Source organism: Halomonas sp. I1 (assembly GCF_032334135.1).
Taxonomy (GTDB): domain Bacteria; phylum Pseudomonadota; class Gammaproteobacteria; order Pseudomonadales; family Halomonadaceae; genus Halomonas.
The window spans coordinates 14,790-28,093 of record NZ_JAVXUS010000025.1; the positions used below are offsets into that span (position 1 = coordinate 14,790).

11 protein-coding genes are annotated in these 13,304 nt (G+C 63.6%); 7 read left to right on the forward strand and 4 right to left on the reverse strand.

Annotation, left to right across the window (positions count from 1 at the left end):
• The first annotated feature begins 146 nt into the window (after positions 1-146).
• The 3 genes from RSO41_RS17520 to RSO41_RS17530 are packed head-to-tail and all read left to right on the forward strand — an operon-like array spanning position 147 to position 1,297.
• The gene (locus RSO41_RS17520; protein WP_315620537.1) at positions 147-857 is read left to right on the forward strand and encodes a virulence RhuM family protein; all 711 of its coding nucleotides are present in this window, start codon (positions 147-149) and stop codon (positions 855-857) included.
• A gap of 30 nt (positions 858-887) precedes the next feature.
• Positions 888-1,145 carry a type II toxin-antitoxin system death-on-curing family toxin gene (locus RSO41_RS17525; RefSeq protein WP_315620538.1) on the forward strand — a complete coding sequence of 86 codons (258 nt, stop codon included), beginning with the start codon at positions 888-890 and terminating at the stop codon, positions 1,143-1,145.
• Positions 1,142-1,297 (forward strand): hypothetical protein, encoded by a 156-nt coding sequence (locus RSO41_RS17530; RefSeq protein WP_315620539.1) that lies wholly within the window; start codon positions 1,142-1,144, stop codon positions 1,295-1,297. The genes RSO41_RS17525 and RSO41_RS17530 overlap by 4 nt, the downstream gene beginning before the upstream one ends.
• 116 nt (positions 1,298-1,413) lie before the next feature.
• On the opposite strand, the gene RSO41_RS17535 is transcribed toward RSO41_RS17530, so the two are convergent.
• The 3 genes from RSO41_RS17535 to RSO41_RS17545 all read right to left on the reverse strand — a co-directional run bounded on the left by RSO41_RS17535 (position 1,414) and on the right by RSO41_RS17545 (position 6,265).
• Positions 1,414-1,728 carry a hypothetical protein gene (locus RSO41_RS17535; RefSeq protein WP_275288458.1) on the reverse strand — a complete coding sequence of 105 codons (315 nt, stop codon included), beginning with the start codon at positions 1,726-1,728 and terminating at the stop codon, positions 1,414-1,416.
• Between the two features lie 258 nt (positions 1,729-1,986).
• Positions 1,987-3,237, reverse strand: a complete 1,251-nt coding sequence (locus RSO41_RS17540) for a ribonucleotide-diphosphate reductase subunit beta (RefSeq protein WP_315620540.1) — start codon at positions 3,235-3,237, stop codon at positions 1,987-1,989.
• A 121-nt stretch (positions 3,238-3,358) separates the two neighbouring features.
• A complete protein-coding gene (locus RSO41_RS17545) occupies positions 3,359-6,265 on the reverse strand; it encodes a ribonucleoside-diphosphate reductase subunit alpha (RefSeq protein WP_315620541.1) in 2,907 nt (968 codons plus the stop codon).
• Between the two features lie 439 nt (positions 6,266-6,704).
• On the opposite strand from RSO41_RS17545, the gene RSO41_RS17550 reads away from it, so the two are divergent.
• Both RSO41_RS17550 and RSO41_RS17555 read left to right on the forward strand, forming a co-directional pair.
• Positions 6,705-7,421, forward strand: a complete 717-nt coding sequence (locus tag RSO41_RS17550; protein WP_315620542.1) for a winged helix-turn-helix domain-containing protein — start codon at positions 6,705-6,707, stop codon at positions 7,419-7,421.
• Positions 7,421-9,064, forward strand: a complete 1,644-nt coding sequence (locus tag RSO41_RS17555) for an ATP-binding protein (RefSeq protein ID WP_315620544.1) — start codon at positions 7,421-7,423, stop codon at positions 9,062-9,064. Before RSO41_RS17550 ends, RSO41_RS17555 begins: the two co-directional genes overlap by 1 nt.
• A gap of 24 nt (positions 9,065-9,088) precedes the next feature.
• Here the strand turns inward: RSO41_RS17555 and RSO41_RS17560 are convergent, their stop codons facing one another.
• Complete coding sequence (locus RSO41_RS17560) at positions 9,089-10,003, reverse strand: LysR family transcriptional regulator (protein ID WP_315620545.1); 915 nt, start codon at positions 10,001-10,003, stop codon at positions 9,089-9,091.
• A 104-nt stretch (positions 10,004-10,107) separates the two neighbouring features.
• Here RSO41_RS17560 and metE point away from each other — a divergent pair, with 104 nt between their 5' ends.
• Together metE and RSO41_RS17570 are read left to right on the forward strand one after the other, a co-directional pair.
• Positions 10,108-12,414: a 5-methyltetrahydropteroyltriglutamate--homocysteine S-methyltransferase gene (metE, locus tag RSO41_RS17565; RefSeq protein WP_315620546.1), complete on the forward strand. Its 2,307-nt coding sequence runs from the start codon at positions 10,108-10,110 to the stop codon at positions 12,412-12,414.
• Between the two features lie 122 nt (positions 12,415-12,536).
• Entirely contained in the window at positions 12,537-13,283 is a 747-nt protein-coding gene (locus RSO41_RS17570) for a COG3650 family protein (RefSeq protein ID WP_315620547.1), read from the forward strand.
• The last annotated feature ends 21 nt before the right edge of the window (positions 13,284-13,304 follow it).

Genomic DNA, 13,304 nt, shown 5'->3' on the forward strand with positions numbered 1-13,304 from the left:
GCGCCTCGACAACAAATCGGACCATTGCTTTACAATGGACCGGGAAGGAAAGCCTTTTCTAGCTCAGTCAAGTGGCTATCCGCCGTCTTGACGAGCAGGCCTATCGCGCTTGAGGAGGCTAATCACCTCAGCCAAGGGTAGCTGGAATGACGGAAGACAACCCCATTCTCATTTATGAGGGCGCCGACAGGGCCGTCGAGGTACGGTTGGATGCCAGTCAAGCGACAATCTGGATGACTCAGGCGCAAATGGCGGATTTGTTTGACGTCAAGCCGCAGAACATCACCATGCATCTGAGGAACGTCTACGAGGAAGGCGATCTGGTTGAAGAGGCAACCTGTAAGGATTTCTTACAAGTTCAGCGGGAAGGCGCGCGCGAGGTCAAGCGCAAGCGTAAGCACTATAGCCTGGATGCGGTGATTTCAGTCGGTTATCGGGTCAGCTCAGCGCGGGCGACCGACTTCAGAATATGGGCCACCCGCATCCTGCGCGAGCATCTTACCCAGGGCTGGACGCTGAACCAACAGCGCTTCGAGGAGAATGCCCGTGAACTGGAAGCCGCGTTGGTTCTGGTGCGAAAGACAGCTCAAAGCCCCGCACTGGACACCGATAGCGGTCGCGGGCTGGTGGATATAGTCAGCCGCTATGCCCAGACCTTTCTGTTGCTGCAACGCTATGATGAGGGCCTGTTGGCCGAGCCGCGAGCCCAGTCAGGCGGCACGCTACCGGCTGTGGCGGAGGCACGTGCCGCGCTGGATGGGCTCAAGGCCGAGCTGGTGACGCGCGGCGAAGCTACCGAGTTGTTTGCCCGCGACCGGGGCGATGGCCTGGCGTCGCTGCTGGGCAACCTGGACTAGAGTGTATTCGGCGAGCCTGCCTATCCCAGCGTGGAAGCCAAGACCGCGCATCTTTTGTACTTTGTCATCAAGAATCATCCGTTCGCCGATGGCAACAAGCGCAGCGCTGCCTTTCTATTCGTGGATTTTCTCCACCGCAATGGCCGTCTGCTCAATGCCGACGGTGAGCCGATGATCAACGATGTGGGGTTGGCTGCCCTGACCCTGCTGGTGGCCGAGTCCGCCCCTGGCAATAAGGAGACCATGATCCGCTTGATCATGAACATGCTTGCGGGAGCCGACCAGTGAGTGACGCTACTGGTGTTGGTGAGCTGGATACCGGCAAGCTACCGCAGTTGATCGAGCTGAAGTATCGCAGTGTGGGAGATGCGATCAGAGAGTTGGGGCCGGCGGACCAGATCCGTGAGGTGTTTGTCGGGTTTCAGCGGCATTTGTACTGAGGCCCTTTTATTTCTCGATGCAAATGTTGGTCGGGACTTCTCCAGGAATGCATGTCGTGCTATCGAAGGTAGGTGAAGGTCCACCATCCCCATGAGCGGGGATGGTGGCGGGAGGTTCAGTGGTAGCGCCGGGCCTCGTCCTCGAGGCGCGTGAAGCGGACCGGCGGGCTGTACTCTTCGCCTTCGGGGGCGCGTTCGGGGGCGGGCCTGACGCGCCAGCCTCGATGGGTCGCCCACTCCTTGAGCCCTCGATAGTCGAGCAGCGGGTACTCGCGGGTGTAGGGATTCGGCGATGACGAGGGAAAGGCGTAGGCCACATGCGGATAGTGGGCGAAGGCGTCTTCGCCACCATGCGCGGCCAGGGCGCGATCCAGGGCCGACTGCCAGTCATGGGCGTCGCGTCGGGTGCCGTTAGCTTGGGATACATGCATCGGATTGCCCTCCATTGATACACCTGTGCCAGGGCCTTGCCCGGACGGCGTGGGTGCCGGTGGCACCGGGGCTGCCGGGAGCCATGAAAAACGCCCCGCCCGGCGGGACCGGGTGGGGCGTCATCATCGGGGAGGAGCCGGGGCACTGAGTGGCCCGGCTCCCGTGCGACGGAGGCCGGTGGGTATGCACCATGAGGTGCGGTCGCACGGTGAATGTCGAGGCTGCCACCATCTTGATGCCTCCCGCCGATGAGCTGGTCAGTCCCAGCTCAGTGCGCCGCCGACCTGATATTCGGTGACGCGGGTTTCGAAGAAGTTCTTCTCCTTGCGCAGATCGATGATCTCGCTCATCCAGGGGAAGGGGTTCTGTGCACCGGGGTATTGCTCCTTGAGGCCGATCTGGGCCAGGCGACGGTTGCAGATGAAGTGCAGGTACTCTTCCATGATCGCCGCGTTCATGCCCAGCACGCCGCGCGGCATGGAGTCGCGGGCGTAGGCGATCTCCAGCTCGGTGCCCTCGATGATCATCTGGGTGCATTCATCCTGGAATTCCGGCGTCCACAGGTGCGGGTTCTCGATCTTGATCTGGTTGATCATGTCGACGCCGAAGTTCAGATGCATGGACTCGTCGCGCAGGATGTACTGGAACTGCTCGGCGACGCCGGTCATCTTGTTGCGACGGCCCATGGAAAGGATCTGGCTGAAGCCGCAGTAGAAGAAGATGCCCTCGGTTACGCAGTAGAAAGCGACCAGGTTGCGCAACAGTTCCTGATCGGTCTCCGGGGTGCCGGTGTGAAAGTCGGGGCGCGCCAGCGACTGGGTATGCTTGAGGCTCCAGGCGGACTTGGCGGCGACCGAGGGCACCTCGCGGTACATGTTGAAGACTTCGCCTTCGTCCATGGCCAGCGACTCCACGCAGTACTGGTAGGCGTGGGTATGAATGGCCTCCTCGAAGGCCTGGCGCAGCAGGTACTGGCGGCACTCCGGATTGGTGATCAGGCGGTAGAGCGCCAGCACCAGGTTGTTGGCGACCAAGGAGTCGGCCGTGGAGAAGTAGCCCAGGCTGCGTTCGACGATGCGCCGCTCGTCATCGGTGAGGCCATCGGCGCTCTTCCACAGCGCGATGTCGGCGTTCATGTTCACTTCCTGGGGCATCCAGTGGTTGGCGCTGCCATCCAGGTATTTCTGCCAGGCCCACTCGTACTTGAAGGGCACCAGCTGGTTGAGGTCGGCGCGGGCGTTGATCATCTTCTTGTCGTCGACCTCGATGCGCGCCGCGCCCATCTCCAGCTCTTCCAGGCCGGCGGCCACATCGAGCTCGTCGATGGACTGTCGGGCACGGGTCAGGCGGTCCTGCTCGGCGACCTGGTAGGTGCCGGCGCTGTCGCGGACCTCTGCCGTGGCGGGCGCCTCGGGAGCGGGCTGGGCCGCCGGTTGGGGAGCGGGGGCCGGCTGGGGCTGCTCGGCAACCGCGCTGTCGTCTTCGTGAAAATCGTCCCAATCGATCATGAGTCGTCCTGTTCTATCGCTGGTGGCGTCAACGCATGACGCGGGTCGCTATCTTTGTTGGCTTCGAGCTTCGAGCCACTCGCTGCTCGAAACTCGTCGCTCGTGACTGGCGCGAAGCGCCTTACTGACAGGCCTCGCAGCCCAGCTCGTCGATCTCGCCCGCCGAGGGCGCCCGGGAGCCGCTGCCGCTCTTGCCCTGCAGGAAATCGTCGACGCCGCGTGGCTCCTGTGCCTGGGGCGTGGCTTCGGGGGCGGGCGCCGGGGCCGTGGACGGCGAGGCGTTGCTCACGGCATTGAGATTGCCGCGATCGACCGTGGACTTCTCCACTGAGGTGGCGCCCAGGGCGCGCAGGTAGTAAGTGGTCTTGAGGCCGCGGAACCAGGCCATGCGATAGGTCACATCGAGCTTCTTGCCGGAGACGCCCTGGATGTAGAGGTTCAGCGACTGGGCCTGGTCGATCCACTTCTGGCGACGCGCGGCGGCCTCCACCAGCCACTTGGGCTCCGTCTCGAAGGCGGTGGCGTACTTGGCCTTGAGGTCCTCGGGAACGCGGTCGATGGCCTGCACACTGCCGTCGTAGTACTTGAGGTCGTTGATCATCACCTCGTCCCACAGACCGCGATCCTTGAGGTCGTTGACCATGTAGGCGTTGACCACGGTGAACTCGCCCGACAGGTTCGATTTCACGAACAGGTTTTGGTAAGTCGGCTCGATCGACTGCGAGACGCCGCAGATGTTGGAGATGGTCGCGGTCGGGGCGATGGCCATGACGTTGGAGTTGCGCATGCCCTGGCTGGCGATCTTGTCGCGAATGCGCCCCCAGTCCTGGGTGGCGGAGGTGTCGACCTCGATGTACTTCTCGCCGCGCTCCTGCTTCAGGTTCTCGATGGAGTCGATGGGCAGGATGCCTCGGCTCCACAGCGAGCCTTCGTAGCTTTCATAGTGCCCGCGTTCGGCGGCCAGATCGCTGGAGGCCTCGATGGCGTGGTAGCTGACCAGCTCCATGGAGGTGTCGGCGAAGGTCACGGCCTGCTCGGAGGCGTAGGCGATGTCCTGGGCATAGAGGGCATCCTGGAAGCCCATGATGCCCAGTCCCACCGGACGGTGCTTGAAGTTGGAGCGCTCTGCCTGGGGCACCGCGTAGTAGTTGATGTCGATGACATTGTCGAGCATGCGCACCGCGGTGCGTACGGTCTTCTTCAGCTTGTCGCCGTCGAATTGGCCACCCACCACGTGCTGGGCCAGGTTGATGGAGCCCAGGTTGCACACCGCGATCTCGTCGGGGCTGGTATTCAAGGTGATCTCGGTGCACAGGTTGGAACTGTGGACCACGCCGGCATGCTGCTGCGGACTGCGCAGGTTGCAGGGGTCCTTGAAGGTGATCCACGGGTGGCCGGTCTCGAACAGCATTGACAGCATCCGGCGCCACAGGTCCTTGGCGCGGACGCGCTTGAACAGCTTGAGTTGGCCGTTGCGTGTCATCTCCTCGTATTCCTGGTAGCGCTTTTCGAAGGCGGCGCCGTACAGGTCGTGGAGGTCCGGGCAGGTGGCCGGTGAGAACAGCGTCCACTCGCCATCGTCGAAGACACGCTTCATGAACAGGTCCGGCACCCAGTTGGCGGTGTTCATATCGTGGGTGCGGCGGCGGTCGTCGCCGGTGTTCTTGCGCAGCTCGAGGAATTCCTCGATGTCGAGGTGCCAGGTCTCGAGGTAGGCGCAGACGGCACCCTTGCGTTTGCCGCCCTGGTTGACGGCCACGGCGGTATCGTTGACGACCTTGAGGAAGGGCACCACGCCCTGGGACTTGCCGTTGGTGCCCTTGATGTAGGAGCCCAAGGCGCGCACCGGGGTCCAGTCGTTGCCGAGGCCGCCGGCCCACTTGGAGAGCAGGGCGTTGTCACGAATGGCGCTGTAGATGTTGTCCAGGTCGTCCGGCACCGTGGTCAGGTAGCAGGAGGAGAGCTGACTGCGCACGGTGCCCGAGTTGAACAGTGTCGGCGTGGAGGCCATGTAGTCGAAGCTGGAGAGCAGCTCGTAGAACTCGATGGCGCGTGCCTCGCGGTCATCCTCGTTGAGTGACAGGCCCATGGCGACGCGCATGAACATTACCTGGGGCAGCTCGTAGCGCACCTCGTCGCGGTGGATGAAGTAGCGGTCGTACAGGGTCTGCAGGCCCAGGTAGGTGAACTGAGCGTCGCGGGTGTGATCCAGGGCGTCACCCAGTCGCTCGAGGTCGAACTCGGCGAGCTGCGGGTCGAGTTGTTCGAACTCGATGCCGCGGGCGATATAGGCCTGGAAGGCCGGCTTGTAGAAGTCGGCCATCTCCTGGTAGGTCGCTTCGTCGGCGATGCCCAGGAACGACAGCGCTTCACGGCGCAGGTTGTCCTGCAGCAGCCGTGCGGTGACGTAGGTGTAGTTGGGATCCTTTTCGACCAGGGTGCGCGCGGTCATCATCAGCGCCTGGGAAACGCCGTCGACGGTCACGCCGTCGTAGAGGTTCTTCAGCGAGTCCTCGACGATCTTGGCCGGTTCGACATTGGCCAGGTTCTCGCAGGCGTCGAAGACCAGGGTCTCGACCCGGCCGAGGTCCAACGGGCGGGTGCTGCCATCGGGGGCGGTGACGTTCAGCGATGGATGCGGCTTGGCGATGTCGGCGCCGGACTCGGCCCGGGCGCGCGCATGTTCCTCGCGGTAGAGCACGTAGGCGCGTGCCACTTTTTGCTCGCCGGCGCGCATCAGGGCAAGCTCGACCTGGTCCTGGATGTCTTCGATATGCAGGGTGCCGCCGTCGGGCATGCGACGCAGGAAGGCCTGCTCGATGTTCTCCGAGGCGCGCTGGACGAAGTCACGGACCCGCGAGGAGGTCGCGGCATTGTCGCCTTCCACGGCGATGAAGGCCTTGCTCAGGGCCACCGCGATCTTGCCGCCATCGAAGGACACCACGTCGCCGGTGCGCTTGATGACACGCAGCGTCTGCGGGGCGGTAACGGAGACGGACGGATGGTCCGGGGTAACGGGGGTATCCATGGCGCCGGGGTTCCCTACCTTAGGAGTCGAAAAATGGGTGGTGAAGACCGCCGTTGAGCGGTTGTTGACAGGATTTTTGAAAGTTGCTAAGGGCACACTATCTTGTGCGCCAGTCCAGTTGGAACACAAGATAGTGTGCTTTTCTCAGGGCTTCAAGTGGATAAGTTGTGGATGATCTGTGGCCATCCAGGGGGCGTTTTGCGGGGTCTCGACGAGCCCCCATGGTTGAGCCGATCATGCGGTTTCAGTGTGTCCCTGGTTCGAGCGTAAGAGGCGTATGTCGAGTATCCTTTATCCTTGGCGCGTCCTTTCCTGCCGGCAAGGGTGCCGCCAGCCCGGCGCCGATCATTGTCGGGCCTCTGGACGGAGGCGCCTGTTTCGGGTGTCGTGCAGCGACGCTCCGTTGACCGATCACTGCCTGTCGAGGTGACGACCGAGAATGGAAGCTAGCGTAGACCCCCCTGGCATGGAACATGTACTGATCATCGAAGACGATGAGCGGCTGGCCGAGCTGACCCGAGACTACCTGGCGGCCAATGGCTTTCGTGTGACGCTGGAGGCCGATGGTGCCCGAGGGGTGCAAGGCATCCTCGATCTGCAGCCGGACCTGGTGATCCTCGACCTCATGCTGCCGGGCGAGGATGGTCTGTCGATCTGTCGACGGGTGCGCTCGGAGTACCCCGGTCCGATCCTGATGCTCACCGCCCGCACCGATGACATGGACCAGGTGCTGGGGCTCGAGATGGGAGCGGATGACTATGTGGCCAAGCCGGTACAGCCCCGGGTGCTGCTGGCGCGCATGCGGGCTCTGTTGCGTCGCACTGAGCCGCTGGGTAGCGGTAATGCCGAGGCCCGCCTGTTCTTTCATGACCTCGAAATCGACAGTGGCACGCGTGAGGCTTGGTTGGGAGGCGAGCGTATCGATCTGACCAGTGCCGAATTCGACCTGCTCTGGCTGCTCGCCAGTCACGCAGGGCGTGTACTGACACGGGAAGAGATCTTCGCGCAACTGCGTGGCATCAAGTACGATGGCCAGGATCGTTCCATCGATGTGCGGGTGTCGCGGATCCGGCCCAAGATCGGTGACGACCCGCATCATCCGCATCGCATCAAGACGGTGCGCAGCAAGGGCTACCTGTTCGTTCGAGACGCCTGATGCCTCTGTTTCGCATGCTGCCGCGCGCCTTGGTCGACAGCACTTTCCTGCGGGTCTATGTACTGCTGGCTCTCGCCCTGTTATTGGCCATCGGGCTGTCCCTTTCGGCCATTTCGCTGGTCGACAAGGTGCGTCTGGAGCAGTACCGCGAGCGGTTGGCCGAGGTGCCGATGACGCTCTTCGCCGAACGCCTGGTGGCCATGCCCGAGGCACGTCGGGCTGCCTGGCTGGCGAAGAGTGGCGAGCGGCTCGACATCGACCTGACCCTGCATGAGCGTCGCGATTATCCACTGGGGTATTTCGAACGTATGCGCCTGTCCGAAGGCCACACCCTGGTGCGTCGTACCACGAACGGGACCTGGGAGCTGCATCGTCGGCTACCCGGCGACTCCCGCCTGTTGCGAGCCGAAATGGGCGAGGTGAGCGAGGCACAGTTGAAAGGGCTGGTACGCGTGCTGGCGGCGTGGTTGCGGGGGCTCGAGCCGGAGGTCCGGCAAGATTGGCTGTCGCGCCTGGGCAATCCGGCAGTGCCCTTGACGCTCGAGGCCCCACCGCCGCCTCGGGATACCATCGCGTGGCGCGATGGAGCGCAGGAGGGCGACATCGTGACACGCTTGTACCCTGCGGACGGCGCATTGTCGCTGTATCTGCGAATCCCCGGGGCGTCTCCGGAGACCGGCTGGCTCGCCATCGGTCCGCTACGTCCCTATCAGTCACCGTCTGTTCCGGTGCTGTCGCTGGTGGTGGTGATGGTGCTCGGTATCCTGGCGGTGGTCATTTATCTGATCGTGCGTGGCGTGGAATCGCGCATGACGCGCCTTGAACAGGCCGCTACGCGAATTGCCGGTGGACGTCTGGATACCCGCGTCAAGGTCCACAGCGGGGACTTCCTTGGGCGTCTGGGGATGGCCTTCAATGGCATGGCGGCGCAGGTCCAGTTATTGCTGCGGGCCCAGCAGGACATGACCCGGGCGGTATCCCACGAGCTGCGCACGCCAGTGGCGCGGATTCGTTTCGCGGTCCAGATGGTCGAGGACATGACCGATGATCCTGCGGTGCAGCGCCAGTTGCGCGGCGTGGATGACGATATCGCCGAGCTGGATGCCCTGGTCGATGAAATCCTCACCTATGCGCGGCTCGACAGTCATGCCGCCAATGGCGTGGGGTTCGAGACCGAGCCGGTGGCGGCGCGCGCTCTGGCCGAACGGGTCATCACGTCCTTGAGAGATCTGCACGATCATCTCGATATCGCGCTAGTCGCCGGCCCCGATGTCGAGGTGACGGCCGAGCCTCGCTATCTGCAGCGTGCCTTGCAGAATCTGGTTAGCAACGCCTGCCGCCATGCGGCATCCCGGGTCCGGGTGAGCGTGGAGGGGGAGGTCGGTCTGGTACGCTTCGATGTCGAGGACGATGGTCCCGGGGTGCCGGAGCGTGCACGTCGCGAGATATTCAAGCCCTTCGCTCGCCTCGACGACAGTCGCGACCGACGATCGGGCGGCTATGGTCTGGGCCTGTCCATCGTGAACAAGGTCATGGCCTGGCACGGCGGCAGCGTGATGGTGGATACCAGTCCGGCACTGGGCGGGGCGCGCTTCACCCTGCTGATGCCTCGGCGAGACACCTCCGCTGTCCGGGACGCATGAGCGCTTGTCGGGAAGGAGCGCTTCTCAAGCCGGTTTGATGCCCTCCAATACCGCGAAGGAGGTTTCCCGGGCAGTGCGCAGGAAATCTTCCATCCAGGGAGCCTCTCTGGTGTCTTCGCGGATTGCCGCAAACAAGGTGCTCCACACGCCATGCTCACCGAGTGCCACCGCCTTGACGTAGTCGCGCTCCAGGTACTCGGTCAGTGCCCAGTTGGGCAGCGCGCAGACGCCCCGGCCGCTGGCCACCAGTTGCATCATCATGATGGTCAACTCGGCGGTACGTATCTCCTTGGGCTTGACGCCGGCGGGGTCGAGGAACTGGGTGAAGATATCCAGGCGGGCATGCTCCACGGGGTAGGTGATGAGTGTCTCCTCGACCAGGTTGTCCGGGGTCACGAAGTGACGGCCGGCCAGGGAATGCTGTCGGGAGACCGCAAGCAATCCCTCGTAGCGAAACAGTGGCTCGTAATGGACGCCGGGCAGCGGCTGTGGATCAGCGGTGATCACCAGGTCGAGTTGCTCACGGGCCAGCGCCGGAAGCGGATCGAAATGATGGCCGCCGGGAATATCGACCTCCACCTCGGGCCAGTGGTCGCGGAAATGGTCCACGGTAGGCATCAGCCACTGGAAACAGCTATGGCATTCGATGGCCATGTGCAGCCGGCCCTGCTCGTTGCCAGCCAGGCGTGCCAGGTCGCGTTCGGCCATGCGTACCTGGGGCAGTACCTGTTCAGCGAGGGCCAGCAGACGTAGGCCGGCGCGAGTGAAGGTGACCGGCCGGGTCTTGCGCAGGAACAGCGGGCTGCCCAGCCGTTCTTCCAGGTCCTTGATCTGGTGGGATAGCGCCGATTGGGTCAGATGTACGCGTTCGGCGGCCTCCACCAGTGAGCCGGCATCTCGCAGGGCGATCAGGGTACGGAGGTGGCGAAGTTCGAGCATGATCGTGAGCTTTTTTCATGTTCAGGATTAATAAGTTTAGTTTGATTCAGTCGTAATGGCTAGCGAGACTGGTCGCGATCAATCAAACCGCTCAGGACTCCACCATGACGCTGACACACGTACTCGGTTATCCGCGCATAGGCGCGGATCGCGAACTGAAGAAGGCTACCGAAGCTTATTGGAAAGGCGATCTTGGTCGCCAGGCGCTCGAGAACGAGGGCCGCGAGCTGCGCAAGCGCCATTGGGCGGCGCAGCGTGACGCCGGCCTCGATCTGGTCACCGTGGGTGACTTCGCCTTCTATGACCAGGTGCTCAATGTCTCGGTGTTGCTGGGCGCGGTGCCGGCGCGATTCGGCGCCGAGGACGAGCTGGCCGGCGGGGAGGTCGATCTTGACACTGCTTTTCGCATGGCCAGGGGAAGGGCGCCCAGCGGCGAGCCTGCTGCCGCCTGTGAGATGACCAAGTATTTCGATACCAACTACCACTACCTGGTACCCGAGCTGCATGCCGATCAGCGTTTTCGACTGGCCAGTTCGCGCCTGTTCGACGAGGTCGAGGAGGCGAAAGCGGAGGGGCATGCGGTCAAGGTGGCGCTGACCGGCCCGCTGACATGGCTGTGGCTGGGCAAGGGGCGTGGCGATCAGGCTGAGGACGTCGATCGCCTCGCGTTGCTCGACGGGGTGCTGGACGTCTATGGGCAGGTGCTCGCCAGGCTTGCCGACCAGGGCGTCGAATGGGTGCAACTCGACGAGCCCGCCCTGGTGCAGGATCTGCCCACAGACTGGAAGCAGGCGTTCGAGCGTGCCTACCATCAACTGCAATCGGCGCCGGTGAAACTGCTGCTGGCCACCTACTTCGGTGGTCTGGGCGATAACCTGTCGCTGGCCGTCGGCCTGCCGGCGGATGGCCTGCACCTGGATGCGGTTCGGGCGCCGGACCAGGTCGAGACGGTGGTCGACCGACTGCTGCCCCACAAGGTGCTGTCGCTGGGCGTCATCGATGGCCGCAATATCTGGCGGGCTGATCTGGTGGCGTTGCGCGAGCGCCTGGCGCCGCTCAAGGCGCGCCTGGGCGAGCGCCTCTGGGTGGCGCCGAGCTGCTCGCTGCTGCATGTGCCGGTGGATCTGGCTGCCGAGACGGACCTTGATGCCGAGCTCAAGAGCTGGCTGGCTTTCGCCCGGCAGAAGCTCGACGAGACGGTGGTGCTGGGCCGTGCGTTGAGCGAGCGTCTCGCGGCCGAAGACGAGACCTTTCTGGCCGATGCCTCCGCGGCGCTTGCCACGCGTCGCGAGTCGCCGCGCATCCATCGTCCGGCAGTGACCGAGCGGCTGTCGGCAGTGAGTGCCGCCGACAGCGAGCGTGATCATCCCTATGTCGAGCGGGCGCGTGCCCAGCGTCGTCACCTGGCGCTGCCGTTGTTCCCGACCACGACCATCGGCTCCTTTCCGCAGACCGCGGAGATCCGCCAGACGCGCCGGGCCCATAAGCAGGGTGAGCTGTCCGACGCCGACTACGAGACGCGCATGCAGGCCGAGATCGCCGAGGCGGTGTCCCGTCAGGAAGCCCAGGGCATCGATATGCTGGTTCACGGCGAAGCCGAGCGTAACGACATGGTCGAATATTTCGGCGAGCAGCTCGATGGTTTCGCCTTTACCCGCTATGGCTGGGTGCAGAGCTATGGCTCCCGTTGCGTCAAGCCGCCGGTGCTGTTCGGTGACGTGGCGCGTCCCGAGCCGATGACAGTGCGCTGGAGTCGCTATGCCCAGTCGCTGACCGACAAGCCGATGAAAGGCATGCTCACCGGTCCCGTGACCATCCTGCAGTGGTCCTTCGTGCGCGACGACCAACCCCGCGAGACCACCTGCCGGCAGATCGCCCTGGCTCTGCGGGATGAAGTGGCCGACCTGGAAGCGGCGGGTATCCACGCTATTCAGATCGATGAGCCGGCGCTGCGCGAGGGGCTCCCGCTGCGCCAGGCCGAGTGGCAGGGCTATCTCGACTGGGCGGTCGACTGCTTCCGGCTGAGTGCCGCCGTGGCCGATGATGCGACCCAGATCCACACTCACATGTGTTATTCGGAGTTCAATGACATCATCGCTTCCATCGCCGCGCTGGACGCCGATGTCATTACCATCGAGACCTCGCGTTCCGACATGGAGCTACTCGATGCCTTCCGTGATTTCGACTATCCCAACGAGATCGGGCCGGGTGTCTATGATATCCACTCGCCGAATATCCCCGAGGTCGACTGGATGGTGCAATTGATGGAAAAGGCGGCCGAGCGGATCCCTGTCGAGCGTCTCTGGGTCAATCCGGATTGTGGCCTCAAGACCCGTGGTTGGGCCGAGGTCGAACCGGCGCTGGCCAATATGGTTGAGGCAGCACGACGCCTGAGACAGCGTCATGGCTGAGGGCCAGTGACCCGAAAGCCTGTCACGATGCATGACGAACAACCGCCGGGTGGCGTCAATCTGTCCGGCGGTTTTGTTATCCTGCCGGTACGATGGATATTGACCCTACAAGGATATTTGCCATGCCCCGCATTCCCGTCGCCGCCTGTCGGCATCTCGGTGCTTCTCTGCTGATTCTTGGCCTGGCCGGTTGTGCCGCGTCCTCTCCCGAGCCGGATGTCGCGCCGCCACCGCCCAAGGCGGATACGTCGGGCGACGCGGCCAGGGCGCCTCTGCTGCCCTCGGCGCTGTTTCCCGGCGATGCCGAACACGTCGTCGGCTGGCGCTGCACGCCGGATCAAGGCCTGGTGACCGCCCACAACGAAGACGACCTGCGTCTGTGGTCGGCGCATGGTGCCTATCGCTTGAACCCGGCTGTGGTGGCCAGTGGTGACCGTTACGAGCAGGGGGAGCTGAGCTTCTGGTCGAAAGGTGACGAGGCCGTGGTCGAGAGTTCCCGGGGTCGCCTGGAGTGTCGGCAGGATACCCGACATCGGGCCCTGACCCGGGCGTCGCATCCCGACGTGATGTTCCAGGCCCGTGGCAACGAGCCGGGGTGGCACATCGAGCTGGCCAACGACACGCCACGGATTGCCATGTCGCTGGACTATGGCGAGCGTGAAGTGACCTTGCCCTATCGGGTGACTTCGCTGGATAACGAGACGGGACGGGTGACGCTGGCCAGCGGTCAGGCGGCACGCCCCTTCGAACTGCGCATCGAGGCGCGCGCCTGTTTCGACGACATGAGCGGACAGCCCTGGCCGGCCCGGGTGACTTTGACGTTGAATGATCGGGTTTATCGCGGGTGTGGGCAAGGCATAGCCCCTTAGATGTAGGGCTATCGCAGTTGG